The sequence below is a fragment of the Sphingomonas sp. FARSPH genome (genome assembly GCF_003355005.1).
In the GTDB taxonomy this organism is placed as follows: Bacteria; Pseudomonadota; Alphaproteobacteria; order Sphingomonadales; family Sphingomonadaceae; genus Sphingomonas.
Genome location: NZ_CP029985.1, coordinates 1,363,111 through 1,383,274, shown reverse-complemented (window position 1 = coordinate 1,383,274; position 20,164 = coordinate 1,363,111). Strand labels below are relative to the sequence as shown.

The 20,164-nt window shown below is 71.8% G+C and carries 16 protein-coding genes; 8 read left to right on the top strand and 8 right to left on the bottom strand.

All coding sequences use genetic code 11. From position 1 onward, the window contains the following. Positions 1-2: 2 nt before the first annotated feature. Together DM480_RS06725 and DM480_RS06720 are read right to left on the bottom strand one after the other, a co-directional pair. Entirely contained in the window at positions 3-542 is a 540-nt protein-coding gene (locus DM480_RS06725) for a SixA phosphatase family protein (RefSeq protein WP_115378144.1), read from the bottom strand. Next, entirely contained in the window at positions 539-3,295 is a 2,757-nt protein-coding gene (locus DM480_RS06720; protein ID WP_198665915.1) for an ATP-dependent DNA helicase, read from the bottom strand. Before DM480_RS06720 ends, DM480_RS06725 begins: the two co-directional genes overlap by 4 nt. Positions 3,296-3,388: 93 nt before the next feature. Between DM480_RS06720 and DM480_RS06715 the strand changes: the two genes are divergently transcribed. The 6 genes from DM480_RS06715 (at position 3,389) to DM480_RS06690 (ending at position 10,167) form a co-directional block, all read left to right on the top strand. Further along, positions 3,389-3,694 (top strand): hypothetical protein, encoded by a 306-nt coding sequence (locus tag DM480_RS06715; protein WP_115378143.1) that lies wholly within the window; start codon positions 3,389-3,391, stop codon positions 3,692-3,694. Positions 3,695-3,868: 174 nt separating this feature from the next. Further along, the gene (locus DM480_RS06710) at positions 3,869-5,449 is read left to right on the top strand and encodes a lysine--tRNA ligase (RefSeq protein WP_115378142.1); all 1,581 of its coding nucleotides are present in this window, start codon (positions 3,869-3,871) and stop codon (positions 5,447-5,449) included. A 99-nt stretch (positions 5,450-5,548) separates the two neighbouring features. Then, positions 5,549-6,763: an MFS transporter gene (locus tag DM480_RS06705; protein ID WP_115378141.1), complete on the top strand. Its 1,215-nt coding sequence runs from the start codon at positions 5,549-5,551 to the stop codon at positions 6,761-6,763. Beyond that, positions 6,760-7,959, top strand: coding sequence for a Na+/H+ antiporter NhaA (nhaA, locus tag DM480_RS06700; protein ID WP_115378140.1), 1,200 nt, complete (start codon positions 6,760-6,762; stop codon positions 7,957-7,959). The genes DM480_RS06705 and nhaA overlap by 4 nt, the downstream gene beginning before the upstream one ends. Next, entirely contained in the window at positions 7,956-8,960 is a 1,005-nt protein-coding gene (locus DM480_RS06695) for a histone deacetylase family protein (RefSeq protein WP_115378139.1), read from the top strand. Before nhaA ends, DM480_RS06695 begins: the two co-directional genes overlap by 4 nt. A gap of 46 nt (positions 8,961-9,006) precedes the next feature. Beyond that, positions 9,007-10,167, top strand: a complete 1,161-nt coding sequence (locus DM480_RS06690; RefSeq protein ID WP_232834154.1) for an MFS transporter — start codon at positions 9,007-9,009, stop codon at positions 10,165-10,167. 26 nt (positions 10,168-10,193) lie between these two features. Here DM480_RS06690 and purH read toward each other — a convergent pair whose 3' ends face one another. The 4 genes from purH to DM480_RS06670 form a co-directional block, all read right to left on the bottom strand. Further along, positions 10,194-11,756: a bifunctional phosphoribosylaminoimidazolecarboxamide formyltransferase/IMP cyclohydrolase gene (gene purH, locus DM480_RS06685; protein ID WP_115378137.1), complete on the bottom strand. Its 1,563-nt coding sequence runs from the start codon at positions 11,754-11,756 to the stop codon at positions 10,194-10,196. A 193-nt stretch (positions 11,757-11,949) separates the two neighbouring features. Then, entirely contained in the window at positions 11,950-13,686 is a 1,737-nt protein-coding gene (locus tag DM480_RS06680; protein WP_115378136.1) for a heparinase II/III family protein, read from the bottom strand. Then, entirely contained in the window at positions 13,683-14,342 is a 660-nt protein-coding gene (gene rpe, locus DM480_RS06675; RefSeq protein WP_115378135.1) for a ribulose-phosphate 3-epimerase, read from the bottom strand. The genes DM480_RS06680 and rpe overlap by 4 nt, the downstream gene beginning before the upstream one ends. 74 nt (positions 14,343-14,416) lie before the next feature. Continuing rightward, a complete protein-coding gene (locus DM480_RS06670; protein ID WP_198665914.1) occupies positions 14,417-15,730 on the bottom strand; it encodes a transcription antitermination factor NusB in 1,314 nt (437 codons plus the stop codon). Between the two features lie 60 nt (positions 15,731-15,790). On the opposite strand from DM480_RS06670, the gene DM480_RS06665 reads away from it, so the two are divergent. Beyond that, on the top strand, positions 15,791-15,952 hold the full coding sequence (locus DM480_RS06665) for a DUF1674 domain-containing protein (RefSeq protein ID WP_115380946.1): 162 nt from the start codon (positions 15,791-15,793) through the stop codon (positions 15,950-15,952). Positions 15,953-16,082: 130 nt separating this feature from the next. Further along, positions 16,083-17,915, top strand: a complete 1,833-nt coding sequence (locus DM480_RS06660) for an AsmA family protein (protein WP_115378133.1) — start codon at positions 16,083-16,085, stop codon at positions 17,913-17,915. Between the two features lie 164 nt (positions 17,916-18,079). Here the strand turns inward: DM480_RS06660 and DM480_RS06655 are convergent, their stop codons facing one another. Continuing rightward, on the bottom strand, positions 18,080-19,051 hold the full coding sequence (locus tag DM480_RS06655; protein ID WP_115378132.1) for an NAD(P)H-dependent glycerol-3-phosphate dehydrogenase: 972 nt from the start codon (positions 19,049-19,051) through the stop codon (positions 18,080-18,082). Then, complete coding sequence (tsaD, locus tag DM480_RS06650; RefSeq protein ID WP_115378131.1) at positions 19,048-20,076, bottom strand: tRNA (adenosine(37)-N6)-threonylcarbamoyltransferase complex transferase subunit TsaD; 1,029 nt, start codon at positions 20,074-20,076, stop codon at positions 19,048-19,050. Before tsaD ends, DM480_RS06655 begins: the two co-directional genes overlap by 4 nt. Between the last annotated feature and the right edge of the window lie 88 nt (positions 20,077-20,164).

Below are 20,164 nucleotides of genomic sequence, written 5' to 3'. Positions count from 1 at the left end.
CGTCAGCGCTCGTCGGGGCCCAACGTCGGGTCGAGATCGCGCGGGCGGACGAAGCGGGTCAGCGTCGCGCTTCCTCCCGCGACATCGGCCCAGCGATCGACCGCGAACGTCATCTCGGCGATCGTCGCGGTCGGATATTTCGCCTCCACCGCGCCGCGCAGCGCATCCGTTCCTGCGGGCACCAGCATCAGCACCAGATCCTCCAGCCCCGGATTGTGGCCGACGAGCAGCACGCGCTCCGCCGCCTCGTCCAGCCCATGGACGACGTCGAGCAGCGTCGCCGCCGAGGCGAGGTAGATGCGCCGGTCCCAGTCGGGCGCGAGCAGGCGGCCATAGCCCGCCTGGATCGCGTCCAGCGTCTCGCCGACGCGCACCGCGGGCGAGGCGACGACATGGTCGAACGCATAGCCGTCGTCGCGCATGTGGCGGCCTACGACCTCTGCCGCGCGGCGCCCCTTGGCGTTGAGCGGCCGGTCGAAATCGCGCGCGACGGGATCGTCCCAGCCCGACTTGGCGTGGCGCAGCAGCGTCAGCGTCTTCATCGCGCGTCTCCCGTCAGCCCCAGCGGTCCATCCTGGTGCGCGGCCTCATGCCCCATGATCGAGGTCAAGGAAAGCCGCGAAGCGACGCGCGCCACCGCCTCGTCCAGCGTCACGCGCGCGATCGCGACGCCGGGCGGAAAGGCGGTGAGGAGGCGCGACGGGCAGGCGGCCGACAGCATCACGAACGCGCCGCGATCGTCCGCGCGCCGGATCAGCCGCCCGAACGCCTGCGCCAGTCGCGCGCGCACGATCCGGTCGTCATACGCGCTGCCGCCGCCCGCCAGCCGCCGCGCCGCGTGCAGCACGCTGGGCTTAGGCCAGGGCACGCCCTCCATCACGACAAGGCGCAGCGAGCGGCCCGGCACGTCCACCCCGTCTCGCAAGGCATCGGTGCCGAGCAGCGAGGCGGCGGGATCGTCGCGGAAGATGTCGACCAGCGTCCCCGTGTCGATCGGATCGACGTGCTGCGCGTGGAGCGGCAGCCCCTCGCGCGCCAGCCGGTCGGCGATCCGCCCGTGTACGCCGCGCAGCCGCCGGATCGCGGTGAACAGGCCGAGCGTGCCACCCCCCGCCGCGACGATCAGCCGCGCATAGGCATTGGCGAGTGCGGGCAGGTCGCCACGCTTGATGTCGGTGACGATCAGCACCTCCGCCTGGTTGGGATAGTCGAACGGGCTTGCCGCCTCGAACCGGGCGGGCGCGCGGGCAAGGTGCGGCGCACCGACGCGCGCCTCCGCCGTCGCCCAATCGTCGTCGCCCGTCCCCCCGCCGCCCTTCAGCGTCGCGGAGGTGACCAGCGCGCCGTGTGCGGGCTCCAGCACCACCTTCGCGAACGGGCGCGTCGGGTCGAGCCAGTGGCGGTGCAGCCCCATGTCATATTCGCGCCCCTCGATCCGGTCGACCGCCAGCCAGTCGACGAAATCGGGATCGACCGGCCCGCCGACCCGCGCGAGCAATGCCAGCCAGCCCGCCACCGTTTCCGCGCGCCAGCCGATCGACGCGATCGCGCCCTCGATCCGTGCGCGCGCCGGCGCATCCATCCAGTCGGGCGCCTCCGCCAGCACCGCCTCCAGCCGCCGGCCGAGCGTGACGAGCGGCCGCACCAGCGCGTCGAGCGCCGCGGCGGCGGGGGCGGCGGCCTCGATCAGTTCGGGCGTCGGCTCGGCGATCTCGGTCTCCAGGCCGTATCCCGCATCCCCCGGCTGTTCGGCGCGCGCATAGGTCAGCCCGCGCACCGCGGCGAGCAGGTGCTCGATCGGCCCGAACGGCGCGCTCTCCGCGATCCGTCCCAGCCAGCCGTCGCTGGCGAGGTGCCGCGCCGCATCGACCGCGTCCTGGATCGCGAGGCCGCCTTGCTCGTCGTAGCTCGCGACGTCGGACAGGCGCGCCTGCAAGCCCCGCCGCCGTCCGCGCCCGCCGCTTTCCGGGCCGAGGATCCAGCGGCGCAGTTCGATCGTCTCCTGTCCGGTCAGCGCGGCGGCGAACATCGAATCGGCCGCGTCGAACAGGTGATGCCCCTCGTCGAAGACGTAGCGCGTCGGCCGCGTCGCGGTTTCGCGCCCGCGCGCCGCATTGACCATCACCAGCGCATGGTTGGCGATGACGAGGTCCGCGTCGGCGGAGGCGCGTGCGGCATGTTCGATGAAGCATTTGCGGTAATGCGGGCAGCCGGCATAGACGCACTCGCCGCGCCGGTCGGTCAGCGCCGCGGGCCCGTTGCGGCGGAACAGGGTCGGCAGCCAGCCGGGCAGGTCGCCGCCGACCATGTCGCCGTCCGCGCTATACGCCGCCCAGCGCGCCACCAGCTGCGCGAGCACCGCGGCACGCCCCGCGAAGCCGCCCTGCAACGCATCCTCCAGGTTGAGCAGGCACAGGTAATTCTCGCGACCTTTCCGCGTCACCACCTTCGCCTTGTGCGTCGCGGCGTCGGGAAACAGCCGCACCGTCTCCTGCGCCAGCTGGCGTTGTAGCGCCTTGGTATAGGTCGACAACCACACCGCACCGCCCGCCCGCTCCGCCCATAGCGACGCCGGCGCGAGATAGCCAAAGGTCTTGCCGATCCCCGTTCCCGCCTCCGCCAGCACCAGATTGGGCGCATCGCGCATCGCGCGCGGGGCGAAGGCGGCGCTGGCCGCGGCGGCGAACGCGCGCTGGCCAGGCCGCTCCTCCGCGCCGTCGCCGGTCAGCGCGACCAGCCGCGCCTCGGCATCGCCGGTCGGCACGGTGATCGTGCGCGGTGCGGGGCGGGGCGGGCCATCGTCCCATTCGGGCAATGTGCCGAACAGCCAGCGTTCGTGCTCCTGCGGTCTGGCGATCAGCGGTCCGATCGCGGGCGCCCATGGCCAGCGCAGCCGGGTCAGCGCCTGCACCGCGGTCCACGCGCCCTCGCGCTCGGGCCAGTCGCCGGCGGGCACCGCGAGCAGCGCCGCTGCCGCCTCGCGCAGGAAAGCGGCGACCGCCTCGTCCGTATCGGGCGGCGACAGGTTGACCGCGCGCGCCAGGCCCCTGGGCGTCGGCACCGCGAAGCGCGCAGGATGCAGGAACGCGAACAGTTCGAGCAGGTCGAGCCCCGACAGCTCCGCATAGCCGAGCCGCTGCCCGACCAGCGGCGCGTTGAGCAGGATCACCGGCGTGTCGGCGGCGATGCCGATCGCCTCGCCCCGCGACAGCGCGCGCGTGCCGTCCGCGGTCGCGAGCCAGATGCCGCCGTGGCTGGCATGGAGGGCGGGGTAGGGGATCACGCCGCCGGCCATGAGACAGCGGGAACAGAATGGCAACCGGGCCGTCATGAAACCGTGCGGCTCGTCGCTCGTTCGGCACGCACCATCGGTCGGAGGAGGACCTTTATGCGTAAGATCTTGTTCGCGCTCAGCGCGGTATCGCTCACCCTGCCGGCCAGCTTCGCGCTGCCGACCAGCGCCGCCCAGGCGCGTCATCATTATCGCCATTACGAGCGCGGCTATCACCACGTCCGCCGCTGCAGCTATTCGGGCGGCACGACCGGCCTCGTCGCGGGCGGCGTCGGTGGCGCGCTCGTCGGCAATTCGATCCTCGGCCATGGCGCGCTTGGCACGATCGCCGGCGGTGTCGGCGGCGCGCTCGCCGGCCGCGCGATCGATCGTTCGATCACCGCGCACCGCCGCTGCCGCTGAACCTGTCCTCCCCGGCGCGGGGAGGGGGATCAGCGAAGCTGGTGGAGGGGTTCGCCGCGAACGCGACGCGGCGTTGAAATCCTCTCCGTCAGCGCGCACGCGCGCCCTGCCTCCCCGCGCCGGGGAGGAGCGGGTTGCGATAGCGACGCCGGGGGCTTAGTCCCCCGGCGCATCATGACCGACGACCTTCGCACCACTGCGCTCGCATCCAAGGCCTGGCCCTATGAGGAGGCGCGCAAGCTCCTCAAGCGCTGGCCCGACGGCAAGCCAGGCGATGCGCCGATCCTGTTCGAGACCGGCTACGGCCCGTCGGGCCTGCCGCACATCGGCACGTTCAACGAAGTGTTGCGCACGACGATGGTGCGCAACGCGTTCAAGGAACTGAGCGACCAGCCGACGCGGCTGATCGCGTTCAGCGACGACATGGACGGCCTGCGCAAGGTGCCGGACAACGTGCCCAACGGCGCGATGCTCGCCGAGCATCTCGGCAAGCCGCTGACGCGCATCCCCGATCCGTTCGGCAAGTTCGACAGTTTCGCCGCGCACAACAACGCGATGTTGCGCCAGTTTCTCGACCGCTACGGCTTCGACTACGACTTCGCCTCGTCGACCGATTATTACACGCAAGGCCGCTTCGATGAGGCGCTGAAGGGTGTGCTGCGCCATTATCAGGCGATCCTCGACGTCATGCTGCCGACGCTGCGCGCCGAGCGGCGCGCGACCTATTCGCCGGTGCTGCCGATCAGCCCGACGACCGGCGTCGTGCTGCAGGTGCCGGTCGAGGTCGTCGATGCCGAGGCGGGGACGATCGCCTTCACCGATGAAAGCGGCGAGCGCATCGTCCAGTCCGCGCTCGGCGGCCTGTCCAAGCTGCAATGGAAGGTCGACTGGGCGATGCGCTGGGTCGCGCTCGACGTCGACTATGAAATGGCGGGCAAGGACCTGATCGATTCGGTCGTCCAGTCGTCGAAGATCGCCCGCGTGCTCGGCGGCCGCCCGCCCGAAGGCTTCAACTACGAGATGTTCCTCGACGAAAAGGGCGAGAAGATCTCCAAGTCGAAGGGCAACGGCCTGTCGATCGACCAGTGGCTGACCTATGGCCCCGAGGAAAGCCTCGCCTTCTTCGCCTATCGCGAGCCCAAGAAGGCGAAGCAGCTGCATTTCGGCGTCATCCCGCGCGCGGTCGACGACTATTGGCAGTTTCGCGGCAATTACCCGACGCAGGAGCTGCCGCAAAAGCTCGGCAACCCCGTTCACCACATCCACGCCGGCGACGTGCCGACGGAGACGCTGCCCGTCACCTTCGGCCTGCTGCTCAACCTCGTCGGCGTGATGGGCGGCGATGCGACGCGCGAGCAGGTGTGGGGGTATCTGGGCAATTACGTCGCCGATGCGACGCCGGAGGCCTATCCCGCGCTCGACCGGCTGATCGGCCACGCGCTCGCTTATGCGCGCGATTTCGTCGCGCCGACGCTCAGCCGCCGCGCACCCGAGGGGGTCGAGGTCGACGCGCTGCGCCGCCTCGACGCCGATCTCGCCGCCTTGCCGCCCGGCGCGAGTGCGGAAGACATCCAGAACATCGTCTACGAGATCGGCAAGACGGCTGGCTTCGCCGAGCTGCGCGACTGGTTCAAGGCGCTGTACGAGACGCTGCTCGGCTCCAGCCAGGGCCCGCGCATGGGCAGCTTCATCGCGCTCTACGGCATCGACAACAGCCGCAAGCTGATCGCCGAGGCACTCGCGAAGGCGGCCTGACCTGTTCCCCTCCCGCCTGCGGGAAGGAAACCGGGGAACCGCCACTCTCCGCCCACGTTGGCTTGCTGCATCGCAGCAAAGCCAGCCAGGGCAACATTTATGACCTTACGTTCCCACGCCGCGGAGCATCCCGGCCTCGTCCATCTCGCGCTCGCGGTCGGCGGTTTCGCGATCGGCACGACCGAATTCGCCGCGATGAGCCTCGAACCCGATCTCGCGCGCGGGCTCGGCGTCGATGCGCCCACCGTCGGTCATGTCATCAGCGCCTATGCGCTCGGCGTCGTCGTCGGCGCGCCGACGATCGCGGTGCTGGCGGCGAAACTGCCGCGGCGGCTTTTGCTCGTCGCGCTGATGATGCTGTTCGCGATCGGCAACGGCCTGTCCGCGCTCGCGCCCTCCTACGGCTGGATGCTCGCCTTCCGCTTTCTCGCGGGCCTGCCACATGGCGCCTATTTCGGGATCAGCGCGCTCGTCGCCGCATCGCTGGTGCCCGCGGAGCGGCGCACGCAGGCGGTCGGCCGCGTGATGCTCGGCCTCACCGTCGCGACGATCGTCGGCGTGCCGCTCGCGACCTGGCTCGGCCAGATCGCGAGCTGGCGCTGGGTGTTCGCGCTCGTCGCCGGGCTCGCGCTCGTCACCGCCGCGCTCGTCGCGACGCTCGCGCCGGTTGAGGCGCCCGACGCCGATGCCAGCCCCTTGCGCGAGCTGGGCGCGCTCAGCCGGCCGCAGGTGTGGCTGACGCTCGCCACGGGCGCGATCGGCTTCGGCGGCCTGTTCGCGGTCTACACCTATCTGGCGGCGACGCTCGATGCGGTGACGGGCGTGCCCAAGAGCGTCGTGCCGTTCGTGCTCGCCGCTTTCGGTATCGGCATGACGCTCGGCAACCTGATCGTGCCGCGCTTCGCCGATCGTGCGCTGATGCCGACCGCCGGTGTGCTGCTGCTCTGGTCCGCCGCTTGCCTCGCGCTCTATCCCCTCGCCGCGCACAGCCTGCCGCTGGTGACGCTCGACGTCTTTGCGATCGGCTTCGGCGGCGCGCTTGCCACCGTGCTGCAGACGCGGCTGATGGACGTCGCCGGCGATGCGCAGGCGCTCGCCGCCGCGCTCAACCATTCGGCGTTCAACATCGCCAATGCGATCGGGCCGTGGCTCGGCGGCCTCGCGATCGCCGCCGGGCTCGGCTGGACCGCGACGGGCTGGGTCGGGTGTGGGCTCGCGCTCGGTGGCGTCGTCGTCTGGGCGCTGGCGTTGGTTCAGGCCCGTGGCGGGTTGCGCTTGCCTCCACGCGCGCAGGCGGTACGCGAAGGGGGATGAGCATCCTGCCCCATCGGGCGCCTTCGGCGCTGCGCACCATCCTGTCGGGAGAGGCGACGGGCGGCATCGTCCTGATCGGCGCCGCGCTCGCCGCGCTCGTCTTCGCCAACTGGCCCGCGACCGCGCCCGGCTATGCCGCATTCCTGCACCACCAAACCGGCCCGGTGCTGGCGCCCGCGCTAGGCCCGATGAGCGTGCATCTGTGGATCAACGACGGGTTGATGGCGCTGTTCTTCCTGCTCGTCGGGCTGGAGATCAAGCGCGCGCTCGTCGACGGACAGCTTGCCGATGCGGCCGACCGTCGCCTGCCCATTCTCGCCGCCGCGGCGGGCATGATCGCGCCCGCGCTCGTCTTCCTCGCCGTTGCGGGCACCGGCCCCGCGCTTCGCCCCGGCTGGGCGATCCCCGCCGCGACCGACATCGCCTTCGCGATCGGCGTCCTCGCGCTGCTCGGCTCGCGCGTGCCGCCGCAGCTCAAGCTGCTGCTCGCGACGATCGCGATCGTCGACGACATGGGCGCGGTCGCGATCATCGCGGTCGCCTATACCGACCGGATCGACGTCGGCGCGCTCGCCGCCGCGGCGGGGATCGTCGCGATCCTGTGGGCGCTCAATCGGCGCGGCGTCATGGCGCTGTCGCCATATCTCGCGGGCTTTGCCGCTTTGTGGCTCGCGATCCTCGTGTCGGGCATCCACGCGACGATCGCGGGCGTCGTCACCGCCGCGCTGATCCCGCTGAAGGCGCCGCCCGGTCGGCCCGATCCCGGCGTATCGCCGCTCCACCGGCTGGAACATGCGCTGTCGCCCTGGGTCGCCTTCGCGATCGTGCCTTTGTTCGGCTTCGCCAATGCCGGCGTGCCGTTGGCGGGCGTCGGCGTCGCGACGCTTGCCGAACCGCTCGTCCTCGGGGTCGCGCTCGGTCTGTTCGTCGGCAAGCAGGCGGGTATCTTCGCGGCGATCTGGCTCGCCGACCGGACCGGCATCGCCCGGCGGCCGGACGGCGTCAGCTGGCGGCAACTCTACGGCCTCGCCCTCATCGCCGGGATCGGCTTTACGATGAGCCTGTTCATCGGCGGTCTCGCGTTTGCCGATCCTGCGATGCTCGACCGGGTCAAGGTCGGCGTGCTCGCCGGGTCGATCGCGTCGGGGCTGGCCGGCATGGCGGTGCTGGCGAGACGCGCGAAGGCGGCGGCATGAGGATTTTCCACCATCCCGATCAGGCGCGCCACGCGCCGCGCCACGAATTTCATAATGGCGCGCTCGCCCCGTATGCGGAGGTGCCGGCGCGGATCGCGACCATCCTCGCCGCGATCGGCCCGGCAGAGGTGCCGGCGGACGAGGGGATCGCACCGATCCACGCGGTGCACAGCCCGGCCTATTGCGCAGCGCTGCAGGCCGTGCCGCGATTGTGGCGCGAGGCGGGGCGGCGCGGGGATGCCATCCCTTACGCCTTTCCCGTCGCGCGCCGCCGGCCGCTCGCCCTGTCGCGGGTCGACGCGCTGCTCGGCGCGCACGCGATGGACAGCGTCACACCGCTGACACCCGACAGCTGGGCGGCGAGCTATGCCAGCGCGCAGACTGCGCTCGCCGCCACGCGCGCTGTGCTGGCGGGGGAACGCGCCGCCTTCGCGCTGTGCCGCCCGCCCGGCCATCATGCCGGCGCGGACTATTGCGGCGGCTATTGCCACCTCAACCATGCCGCGATCGCGGCGCAGGCGGCACGCGATGCCGGCGTCGCGCGTGTCGCCATCCTCGACATCGACTATCACCACGGCAACGGCACGCAGGATATCTTCTGGGCGCGCGGCGACGTCTTCTACGCCTCGCTCCATGCCGATCCGGCGACCGACTTCCCCTTCTACTGGGGTCACGCCGACGAGACGGGCGAGGGCGACGGGGCCGGCATGACACTCAATCTGCCGCTGCCGCGCGGCACCGACGCCGTCGCCTTTCGCACCGCACAGGCGCGCGCGCTGGCGGCGATCGTGCGCTTCGATCCCGGCCTGCTCGTCGTCAGCTTCGGCGCGGACACGTGGGAGGGCGATCCCATCTCCGCCTTCCGCATCGCGACACACGATTACGCGCGGATCGCGGCGGACATCGCCGCATGCGGCTGGCCGACGGCGATCATCATGGAGGGCGGATATGCCGTCGACGCGCTCGGCGCCAATGTCGCCGCCTTCCTCAGCGGCTTCTGATCTCCATCGCCGGGGCAGCGCGGCGTATCGCCGGCTGACGCTGGCGATGCTGTTCGCGGGTTTTTCCACCTTTTCGCTGCTCTATGCGGTGCAGCCGCTGCTGCCGCTGTTCGCGCGCGAATTCCGCCTGAGCGCGGAAGGATCGTCGCTCGCCGTCTCGCTCGCCACCGGGCCGCTCGCGATCGGCATCCTCTTCGCCGGTGTCGCCAGCGACCGGATCGGGCGGCGGCCGATGATGGTCGCGGCGATGTTCGCCGCGGGCGCACTGACGCTCGCCGCCGCGGTGGTGCCCGGCTGGCACGGTCTGCTCGCCCTGCGCCTGTTCACCGGCCTCGCGCTCGCCGGTGTCCCTGCGGTGGCGATGGCCTATGTGTCCGAGGAGGTGCACGTCGATTCGGTCGGCGCGGCGATGGGTCTGTACATCGCGGGCAGCGGCATCGGCGGGATGGGCGGCCGCCTCGTCGCCAGTCTCGTCTCCGACGTCGCCGGCTGGCGCTGGGCGCTCGCCGCGGTCGGCATCGCAGGGCTGGCGATGGCGGAGACGTTCCGCCGCCTCGCCCCGGCGTCGCGCGGGTTCGTGCCCGGCGCGCGGGGCGGCGGTGGGCTCGCCGCGCTGTTCCGCGACGCCGCGCTCCCAATCCTCTATGCGGAGGCGTTCGTGCTGATGGGCGTCTTCGTCACCGTCTACAATTACGCCGGCTTCCGCCTCGTCGCGCCGCCCTATGCGCTCAGCCAGGCGGCGGTCGGCGCGGTGTTCCTGCTCTACATCCTCGGCTCGCTAAGCTCCGCCTGGTTCGGCAGCCTCGCCGGGCGCGTCGGGCGGCGGCGATTGTTCTGGGTGCCCGTGCTGCTGCTGCTCGGCGGCCTCGCGATCGGCGCGGCGACGCCGCTGGCGCTCGTCGTCATCGGCATCGCCTTGGTGACGATCGGCTTCTTCGGCGCGCATTCGATCGCCAGCGCCTGGGTCGGCCGCCGCGCCCGCCGCAACCGCGGGCAGGCGGCGGCGATCTATCTGTTCTTCTATTACCTCGGCTCCAGCGTGCTCGGTTCGGCGGGCGGGTTCGCCTGGACGCACCGCGGCTGGCCGGGCGTCACCGCCTTCTGCATCGTGCTTGCCCTGCTCGCGCTCGCGGGCGGCGCCTGGCTCGCCCGCGTGCCGCCGCTCCCCGACCCGGAGGAACCCCGCGTCGCCCCCGTCGAGGCATGACGCGTTCGTCCCCCGGGGCAAGAGGATCAATGGCGGAAGTGGCGCATGCCCGTGAACACCATCGCCAGGCCCGCCGCATCGGCGGCGGCGATCACCTCGTCGTCGCGGATCGATCCGCCCGGCTGGATCACGGCGGTCGCGCCCGCTTCCACCGCCGCCATCAGCCCGTCGGCAAACGGGAAGAACGCGTCCGACGCCACCGCCGAACCGATCGTGCGCGGCCTTGCCCAGCCCGCCTTGTCCGCCGCATCCTTCGCCTTCCACGCCGCGATCCGCGCCGATTCCAGCCGGTTCATCTGGCCCGCGCCGACGCCCGCGGTCGCGCCGTCCTTGGCATAGACGATCGCGTTCGACTTGACGTGCTTCGCCACCGTCCAGGCAAAGCGGCAATCGGCCAGCTCCTGCGGCGTCGGCTGGCGCCTGGTCACGACGGTCAGGTCGCCCGGCACGCCCGCGTCGCGATCCTGCACCAGCCAGCCGCCCGCGATCGACTTGGCGAACAGACCGCCCCGCCGCGGATCGGGCAGGTCGCCGGTCAGCAGCAGACGCAGGTTCTTCTTCGCGGCGAACAGCGCGATCGCTTCGTCATCGGCATCCGGCGCGACGACGACTTCGGTGAAGATGCCGGTGATCGCGCGCGCGGTCGCGCCGTCCAGCGGGCGGTTGACCGCGATGATCCCGCCGAACGCCGACACCGTGTCGCACGCGAACGCCTCGGCATAGGCCGCCTCCAGGCTGTCCGCGGTGGCGACGCCGCACGGATTGGCGTGCTTGACGATCACGCAGGTCGGCGCCGCGTCACGGAACTCGGCGACCAGCTCCAGCGCAGCGTCCGCATCGTTGAGGTTGTTGTACGACAGTTCCTTGCCCTGCACCTGCCGCGCCTGGCCGATCCCGGCGACGCCGTCGCCCGCGGTATAGAACGCCGCCGACTGATGCGGATTCTCGCCATAGCGTAGGGGTGCGGCGCGCGTCAGCGTCAGCGGCAGGACGCGCGGGAACGCCTCGCCCTGGTCGACGATGCCGAACCAGCGCGCGATCGCGCCGTCATAGGCGGCGGTCGCGGCGAACGCCTTGGCCGCGAACCGCCGGCGCTGCGCCAGGTTCGTCTCGCCGCTCGCCAGCGCGGCATAATCCGCCGGATCGGTGACGATCGCGACATAGGCGTGGTTCTTCGCGGCGGAGCGCACCATGCTCGGGCCGCCGATGTCGATATTCTCGATCACCGTGTCGCGATCCGCACCGCGCGCGACGGTCGCCTCGAACGGGTAGAGGTTGACGACGACGAGGTCGATCGCGCCGATCCCGTGCTCCTGCATCGCCGCGGCATGCGCGGCATCGTCGCGCACCGCGAGCAGCCCGCCGTGCACCATCGGGTGCAACGTCTTGACACGCCCGTCCATCATCTCCGGAAAGCCGGTCAGGTCGCTGACGTCGCGCACGTCCAGACCCGCCTCGCGCAGCGCCTTGGCGGTGCCGCCCGTCGACACCAGTTCGACCCCCTTCGCCGCAAGATCGCGCGCGAGGTCGACGATGCCCGTCTTGTCGGACACGGAGAGCAGGGCGCGGCGGATGGGGATCGTCGACATGGGGACTCCTTGGCTGTCGCGCGTCCCCCTAGCCGCGGATGGCGCGCAGGAACAGCTGCGAGGTCGACAGATGATGCCTCCAAAGACGTCATCCCCGCGAAGGCGGGGATCCAGACTGGCTGGCCTCACGCTTCCAGCCGCAGCATCGGCGTCTCTGGATCCCCGCCTCCGCGGGGATGACGGGCCATGCCGTTCAGATCGCGCGCTTCAGCGCCCAGCTGACGTTCGCGCCGCCTGCGGGCGCCTCGCCCGACACCACCAGCTGCTGCGTCGCCACCGGCCGTCCCTCGCCGTCGATCCAAAGCGATTCCTCGATGCCGAGCGTCCCGCCGCGGCAGCGGAACTGCCATAAAGCACCCCCCGGCAGCCGCAGGATCGCCGCCAGCCCGTCCGCGGTCGCCGACGCCTCGACCCCCGCACCCAGGTGGAAACGGATCGCGAAGCCGGTGTTGCCGCTCTTGCGCTTGCGTCCCTGCGGCAACAGCGCGTCCTCGCCGCGCAATTCGCGCCCGTCGCCGGTCAGCATCAGCTGGCGGCGATGGACGAAGCCCCAGCGGCGGACATAGCCGTCGTGGCTCGCCTCGATCCGGCTGGCGGCGTCCGATTCCTGGCGGCTCAATTCGACCTCCGCGACGCCGCGGCCAAGCGTACCGTCGGGCAGGATCGCGGTCGAATTGCTGTCGGATAGGGTCAGCGTCGCATGCGCCGCGGTGGTGCGCAGCGCTTCCGCCAGGTCCTTGGGGACCTGCGCGAGCGCCGCGCGCGCGCCGCCGCAATTGACGATGATCCGCGCCGGCCCGTCCGAAAATTCGAACGCCAATGTCGACGCGCAGCCGCCCGCCACCATCTTCGCCACCGGCGGCGGCGCGGCGTCGACGATCAGCACCGCCGATCCCGCCGCCAGCCGCTGATACCCCCAGTCGCGCGCCTGGCGCAGCGGGCGCGTGCGCACGCCGCTCGCCTCGATGATCGCGGCGATCTGGTCCGCGGTGCCCGGGCCGCCGCCCTGCCAGCTCGACAAAGTGCGGTCGCCGTGCATCACGCCGAGCAGCGCGGGCACCATCCGCGCCATCGCGTCCTGCGCCGGGGCGAACAAATCCTCGCGCCGCGCGGCATAGACCTCGCGCAGCGTCGCGATCAGCTGGATCGTGTCGAGCAGCATCGCCGGGCTGCGCGACACCGATCCGCCATCGTCGCTCAGCCCGGTCTCGAGCGCGCGCGCCAGCCCCGCCTCGCCGAACGCCCGGCGCGGATCGCCGCCGGGGATGAGCAGCCCCGCCGCGACGACGCCGCACCAGGCGGCGATCCGCGGGCTGCCCGGCGGCGCCTTGTCCGCGCCGCGGTCGAGGTGCCGGCTGCCGCGCGCCAGCGTGTTGAGCACGCTCGATCGATAGACGAGGTCGGTCGACGACAGGATCAGCGGCGCGTGCGCGGTCCAGAACAGGATGCGCCGCCCCCACAGATCGGGCCGCCACGCCAGCGCATCGACCTTGTCGGCATAATCGGCGAGCCAGCGGCCCATCAGATGCTCGGCGATCGGCGATCCTTGCGCGCGCGTCGCGACGGTCGACAGGTCGCGCAGCCAGGCGAAGCTGTGCACGTAATCGGCGAAGGGCGCGCCCCAGTCGCGGCGGCGGAAATCGAATCCGTCGATCGGCTGCGCCGCGCCGCGGAACGCGATCTCGCCGCGCAGCAGCGCCTGCCCGCGCTTCACGTCGCCCAGGATCGGATCGTCGGGCACCGCGATCAGCTTCAGCGGGTATCGGCCCTTCAGCCGCATGCCGTGGATCGGCGTGCGCCACGTCAGCCGGTGGAAATGCTCCGACAATCGCTCGGCAAGGCTCAGCCCGCGGTCGCCGCCGACGCGCATCAACCGCCGGCCCTCCTGGATCGAATCGGGCGCCAGGTTCGGCGGCAGGTCCTCGTTCATCCCCGCAAGGCCGCGATGTTCGCCGCATAGGCGCCGGGCCCGCCCCGGAACACCGCGGTGCCCGCGACCAGCGCGTCCGCCCCTGCCTCGATGCAGCGCTTGGCGTGGCCCGCATCGACGCCGCCGTCGACCTCTAGGTCGATCGCGCGGCCGCTCGCATCGATCATCTTGCGGATTGCGGCGATCTTCCTCAGCTGGCTGTCGATGAAGCTCTGTCCGCCGAAGCCGGGATTGACGCTCATCACCAGCACCAGGTCGACCATGTCGATCAGGTAATCGAGCATCTTGGCGGGCGTCGCCGGGTTGAGCACGACGCCGGCGCGCTTGCCCAGCGACTTGATGTGCTGGACGGTGCGGTGGACGTGCGGCCCCGCCTCGGGATGGACGGTCAGCGTGTCGGCGCCCGCTTCGGCAAAGGCGTCCAGATACGCATCGACCGGAGAGATCATCAGGTGGACGTCGAACGGCTTGGTCGTGTGCGGGCGCAGCGCCTTCACCACCGCCGGGCCGATCGTGATGTTGGGCACGAAATGCCCGTCCATCACGTCGATATGGATCCAATCCGCCCCCGCCGCATCGATCGCGCGGACTTCCTCGCCCAGCTTGGCGAAATCGGCGGACAGGATCGATGGGGCGATACGGACGGGCTGCGGCATGACGGGTTCTCTAGTCCCAGACGTGGTGAATACAACCGGGAGCGCCAATATCCTCCCCGCGAGCGGGGAGGATATCACCCCCGCCGCCGCAACCGCGCGATGAAGAACCCGTCGCACCCACCCGCCTCCGCCAGCATCCCCGGCAGCGTGCGCACATAACCGCCCTCGGCCACCGGCACCCCGGCGGGCAGCGTCTCCGCCCCCGGCGGGTCGATCGCATAATCGTCGCGCGCGCTCAGGAACCGCGCCAGCTGGTCCTCGCCCTCCGCGCGTTCCAGGCTGCACGTCGCATAGACCAGGCTGCCGCCCGGCTTCACCCAATCCGCAGCCCGCGCGAAGATGCGCGCCTGCAACGCCGCCATCTCCGCGACGACGCGATCGTGCGCGCGGTAGAGGACGTCGGGATGGCGGCGGAAGATGCCCGTCGCGCTGCACGGCGCATCGATCAGCACCGCGTCGACGGGCGCGTCCGGCTGCCACAGCAAGACGTCGGCGGCGATCACTTCCGCCTTCAGTCGCGTGCGGAACAGGTTCTCGCGCAGTCGCTTGATCCGGCTCGGCGAGACGTCGACCGCCGCGACGCCGTAACCGGCCGCGGCGAGCTGCAGCGTCTTGCCCCCCGGCGCCGCGCACAGGTCGATCGCGCGCGCCCCTTCGCCGCCCTGCTCGGCGAGCAGTCGCGCGGGGATCGACGCGGCGATATCCTGCACCCACCAGGCTCCCTCGGCATAGCCGGGCAGGTCGGCGACGGGCGCGGGGTCGTGCAGCCGGACGTGGCCGGGCATCAGGCTGGTGCCGCCCAGCGCCGCCGCCCAGTGCGCGGTCTCGCCGGCATCGGCGAGGCTGAGGTCGAGCGGCGGCGGCGCGGCGATCGCGGCTTCCGCCCCCGCCACCATCGCCTCGCCCCATGTGCCCTGCCAGCGCGCCTCGACCGACGGCGGCAGCGTCGGCGTCTCGGGCAGCAGCACGCCCGCGCGCACGATCGCGCCGAACACGCCGTGCACCAGCTTGCGCGGTCCCCCCTCGACCAGCGGTAGGACGGTGGAGATCGCGGCATGATGCGGCGTGCCGAGCACCAGCGCCTGCACCAAAGCGATGCGCAGCGCCATGCGCGCCTTGGCATCGTCGGGTAACGGCCGCTCGGTCACCGAATCGATCATCGCGTCGAGGTCGGGCAGCCGGCGCAGCACCTCCGCCGCGATCGCATGGGCAAGGCCCCGGTCGGGACCGTAGATATGCCGCGTCGCCGTCACCAGCGCGGCCTCCAGCGGTTCGCCCCGCCGCAGTACCGCGTCGAGCAGCCTCAGCGCGGCGCGCCGGCTCGCCGTGCCGAGCGGTTCGGCGCTCTTCGCCGGGGCGGAATTTTTACCGAAGGGGGGACGGGCCAAACTTGCGTTCCTGATCGAAATACCGATGTGAAGCAGCAGCCCTTAGCCCGGAGACGCATGATGGGCCAACGCCCCGCGCACCTGAAGCCGCCCGCCTATCTGTCGAAGAACCCGCCGGTGCCCAAGCCGCAGGCGACCGATCGCCCGGCGGAGGATCCGCTCGGCAAGGACCCCGTCCGCTACGGCGACTGGGAGCTGAAGGGTATCGCGATCGATTTCTGACACGCGGCCGGGGCGGACGCGTCCGCGGGGTGAATCCCCGCGCCCTGACAGGACGCTCGCCCATCGTGTCGAACAGCTGCGCCGGAACCAACGCCCGCGTCGCGCGTCGCGTCGCGATGGGCAGGGGGATATGAACAGGGCCGGGCGGATCGCCGCCATCGTCGTCGCGATCCTCGCCCTTGCGCTGCTGCTCGTCGCGCTCTTCCCGTGGGGCCTGCTGCGCGGCGTCGTCGCGGATCGATTGACCAAGCGCTTCGGCCGTCCCGTCGCGATCGGCAGCATCGCACGGATCGACACGATCGGCTTCACCCCGACGATCGCGGTGCGCGACGTGCGCATCCCGCAGGCGGACTGGGCGGGGACGGGCGATTTCCTGCGCCTTGCCGAAGCGCGCGTCACCTTTCCGGTCTGGCCGCTGCTAACCGGCACGTTCAGGCCGCGCGACATCCGCGTCACCGGCCTTTCGCTCGCGCTCGTCCGCGCAAAGGACGGCCGCACCAACTGGTCGCGGCCTGGCGCGGCGGAGAGCGGCGGCGCGTCAACCGACCTTCGGGGCCTCACCGTCACAAATGCCACGATCCGCTATCGCGATGCGAAGCGTGACCGTGCCGCCACCGTCGCCTTCGTCTCGGATGCGCGCGGCCTCAGCGCGCATGGTACAGGCACGATCCGCGGCACCCCCGTCCGCCTCGCCATCGCCGGCGCATCGGTGGCGATGGCGCGGCCGGGCCCATGGCCGTTCACCGCGCGGATCGATGGCCCCGCCCTGCGCATGGCGGCGCGCGGCACGATGGACCGCCCACTCGACACCGACCGGATGACGATCGACCTCACCACCCGCGCCGCCGACCTCAAGCTGGTCGATGCGGTGATCGAGGCGGGGTTGTTCGGGACGCAGCCCGTCGCGCTCGCCGCGCACGTCCGCCACGACGCGCCCGACTGGACGATCACTGACCTCAAGGGGACGATCGGCCGCTCCGACATCGCCGGCCGGCTCACCGTGCTGAAACGCGACGGCCGGACGAAGCTGGACGGCGCCGTCGCGTCGCACCGCTTCGATTTCGATGATCTCGCCTCCGACGCCGGCCGGGCGGCGGCGCGCGCCGACGCGGCGCGAATCGGCCCGCGCGTCGTGCCGGACACGCCGATCAGCCTCGCCAACATGGATTCGACCGACGGCACGATCGCGGTGCGCATCGCCCGCGTCGTCAGCGGCGGCGGCGATACCGGCGTCACCGCGCTCGCGGGGACGCTCGCGCTCGACCACCAGCGGCTCGTCGTCGCGCCGCTCGCCATCCGCCTCGCCGGGGGCCGCGCCGCGGGCCGCGCGATCGTCGACCAGCGCGGCGGCGCGGCGCATCCGACGCTGCGCCTCGACCTTGCGATGATCGGCAGCCGGCTCGAACTGCTCGCCGGGCAGGGCGACGTCGCGGGCCGCATTCGCGCGCGCGCCCGGCTGACTGGGCGCGGCGACACGATCCGCGCCGCGATCGGCCGGGCCGATGGCCGTATCGGCCTCGTCGTGCAGGATGGCGCATTGCCCGCCAGATATGCCGCCGCGCTCGGCTTCGACGCCGGCCGCGCGCTGACCACCGACGATGCCGACCGCGCGCGGCTGCGCTGCGTCGTTCTCGGGCTCGCCGTCGCGCAGGGGCGCGGCACCGTCCGGCCGCTGGTCGTCGACACCAGCCTCAGCGCGATGCGCGGCACGGGCAGCATCGTCTTCCCCGCCGAAACCATCGCGATCCGCCTGACCGGCGCGCCCAAGCGCCACAGCCTGCTGCGTCTGCCCGGCGATGCCACCCTGTCGGGCACGCTCAGCGCGCCGCGACTGGTGGTGCCGAAGGAGACGAAGTCGGTGGGCAATATCTTCAAGGCGATCGGCCGCGCGATCACCGGCCATCAAGGCCCGCTCGCCACCGACGCCGACTGCGGCGCGCTGGCCGGGCAGGCGCTGCGATGACCGTCATGGGCAACGCCGAAGAATTTTCCTACATCATCGCTTTGTGATAGGACGAGGGCGTCCGCTCTTTCTCATCACAATCGTACAGGATCGCGTAACGACATTGCGCGATCAGGTGTCAATTCTGTCAAGACTCGCGGTAATTCCTGCGCGTTGCCAGCGACTTACTCGCGTCGCAAAGGCCGCGCCAGCAATGTGCCGATCACGCTTTCGCGCGGCTCGCCGTCCAGCAACCGGCACACCGCCTCGGTCACCGGCATCTCGACGCTCGCCTCGCCGGCCGCCTCGCGCAGCACCGGCGCGGTGAACGCGCCCTCCGCCACCGTCCGCCGGTCGGCGAGCAGGTCCGCCGCCGCGCGCCCCTGGCCGAGGCCAACGCCCAGCGAGAAATTGCGGCTGCTCGTCGACGAACAGGTTAGGACGAGGTCGCCCAGCCCCGACAGGCCCGCCAGCGTCTCCGCCCGCGCCCCGCGCGCCAGGCCGAAGCGCGTCATCTCGGCAAAGCCGCGCGCGATCAGCGCGGCGCGCGCGTTCTGGCCCAGCCCCGCGCCCTCGACGACGCCACACGCGATGGCGAGCACGTTCTTCACCGCGCCGCCGATCTCCGCGCCGATCACGTCGTCGCTGGCATAGGGGCGGAAGTGCGGCGCCGCGATCCGCGCCGCGAGCGCGCGGCCCAGTGCCTCGTCCGCCGCCGCCAGCGTCACCGCGGTCGGCAGGCCGCCTGCGACCTCGTGCGCGAAGGTCGGGCCGGACAGGACGGCGACCGGCGCCCGCGGATGCACCGCGCGCGCCACCTCGCCGACCAGCAGGCGCGTGCCCGCCTCGATCCCCTTGGCGCACAGCACCAGCGGCGTCGTGCCCACCGCCGTCTCCGCCAGCACCGCACGGACATGCTGCGCCGGCGCGACGACCAGCAACGCGTCGCATCCCGCCAGATCGCCCAGGCTGCCCGTCGCGCGGATCGACGGCGACAGTGGCACGCCCGCCAGGAACAGCTGGTTCTCATGATGGCGGTTGATCCCCGCGACGACCTCCGACTCGCGCGCCCACAGCGTCACGGGCTCGCCGCGATACGCCGCCACCTGCGCCAATGCGGTGCCCCACGCCCCGCCGCCGATCACGCCGATCCTCATGCCTTCACTCCTGCGCCGCGCACGGCATCCGCCTTGGGGTCGAGCGGCCAGCGCGCGCGCGCCGGCGTGTCGAGCGGGTCGGTCAGCCCGGCGGCGAACCGCTCTGCCCCCGCCCAGCCGATCATCGCCGCATTGTCGGTGCACAGCCACAGCGGCGGCGCGACGAAGCGCAGCCCGTGCTCGGCGGCCAGCGCCTGCAATGCCCCGCGCACCGCGCCATTGGCGGCGACCCCACCCGCGACGACCAGTGCGGTCGCGTCGATGCCCGCGATCCCGCGCCGCGTGCGGTCGATCAGACAATCGACCACCGCCGCCTGGAACGATGCGGCAATATCCTCGGGCGTGTGCTGGCCGACCGCGCGCGCGACCGCGCTCTTCAGGCCCGCGAAGCTGAAATGCGGCTCGGCCGATCCCTTCAGCGGGCGCGGCAACGGCACGATCGGTCGGCCCAGCGCGGCGGCGCGCTCCACCGCCGGCCCACCCGGAAAGCCCAGGCCGAGCAGCTTGGCGGTCTTGTCGAACGCCTCGCCCGCGGCGTCGTCGATCGTCGTCGCGATCCGGCGATAGCGTGCGACCCCCTCGACCAGCAGCAGCTGGCAATGCCCGCCCGACACGAGCAGCAATAGATAGGGAAAGGCGAGGTCGGGGTCGGACAATCGCGGGCTCAGCGCATGGCCCTCCAGATGGTTGACCGCGACGAACGGCTTGCCCGCCGCATGCGCCAGCGCCTTGCCGGTGACCAGCCCGACCATCACCCCACCGATCAGCCCGGGCCCCGCCGTCGCCGCGACCGCGTCGATCTGATCGAGTGTCAGCCCCGCGTCCGCCAGCGCGGCGGCGACCAGCGGCTCCAGCGCCTCGACATGCGCGCGCGCCGCGATTTCCGGCACGACGCCGCCGAACGGCGCGTGATGCGCCTCCTGTCCCGCCAGCCGGTGGCTCAGCACCTGCCGGTCGCCGGTGACCAGCGCCGCTGCGGTTTCGTCGCACGAGGATTCGAGGCCAAGGATGATCCGGGGGGGCATGGCCGGCCTTCTATCGCGCCGTACGGAGGTTGTCGAAGGGTGGGGGTTTGGGCATGGCTAATGAAACGAGGGACGACCCTCACCCTTC

What these genes read in the sequence shown, in the direction of transcription:
- DM480_RS06710 (WP_115378142.1), top strand. Translation starts at nt 3,869, where the DNA reads ATGACCGACGACCTTCGCACCACTGCGCTCGCATCCAAGGCCTGGCCC.
- tsaD (WP_115378131.1), bottom strand. Translation starts at nt 20,076, where the DNA reads ATGCCCCCCCGGATCATCCTTGGCCTCGAATCCTCGTGCGACGAAACC.
- DM480_RS06695 (WP_115378139.1), top strand. Translation starts at nt 7,956, where the DNA reads ATGAGGATTTTCCACCATCCCGATCAGGCGCGCCACGCGCCGCGCCAC.
- DM480_RS06705 (WP_115378141.1), top strand. Translation starts at nt 5,549, where the DNA reads ATGACCTTACGTTCCCACGCCGCGGAGCATCCCGGCCTCGTCCATCTC.
- DM480_RS06690 (WP_232834154.1), top strand. Translation starts at nt 9,007, where the DNA reads ATGCTGTTCGCGGGTTTTTCCACCTTTTCGCTGCTCTATGCGGTGCAG.
- DM480_RS06720 (WP_198665915.1), bottom strand. Translation starts at nt 3,295, where the DNA reads ATGGCCGGCGGCGTGATCCCCTACCCCGCCCTCCATGCCAGCCACGGC.
- DM480_RS06660 (WP_115378133.1), top strand. Translation starts at nt 16,083, where the DNA reads ATGAACAGGGCCGGGCGGATCGCCGCCATCGTCGTCGCGATCCTCGCC.
- DM480_RS06725 (WP_115378144.1), bottom strand. Translation starts at nt 542, where the DNA reads ATGAAGACGCTGACGCTGCTGCGCCACGCCAAGTCGGGCTGGGACGAT.
- nhaA (WP_115378140.1), top strand. Translation starts at nt 6,760, where the DNA reads ATGAGCATCCTGCCCCATCGGGCGCCTTCGGCGCTGCGCACCATCCTG.
- DM480_RS06715 (WP_115378143.1), top strand. Translation starts at nt 3,389, where the DNA reads ATGCGTAAGATCTTGTTCGCGCTCAGCGCGGTATCGCTCACCCTGCCG.
- DM480_RS06680 (WP_115378136.1), bottom strand. Translation starts at nt 13,686, where the DNA reads ATGAACGAGGACCTGCCGCCGAACCTGGCGCCCGATTCGATCCAGGAG.
- rpe (WP_115378135.1), bottom strand. Translation starts at nt 14,342, where the DNA reads ATGCCGCAGCCCGTCCGTATCGCCCCATCGATCCTGTCCGCCGATTTC.
- DM480_RS06655 (WP_115378132.1), bottom strand. Translation starts at nt 19,051, where the DNA reads ATGAGGATCGGCGTGATCGGCGGCGGGGCGTGGGGCACCGCATTGGCG.
- purH (WP_115378137.1), bottom strand. Translation starts at nt 11,756, where the DNA reads ATGTCGACGATCCCCATCCGCCGCGCCCTGCTCTCCGTGTCCGACAAG.
- DM480_RS06665 (WP_115380946.1), top strand. Translation starts at nt 15,791, where the DNA reads ATGGGCCAACGCCCCGCGCACCTGAAGCCGCCCGCCTATCTGTCGAAG.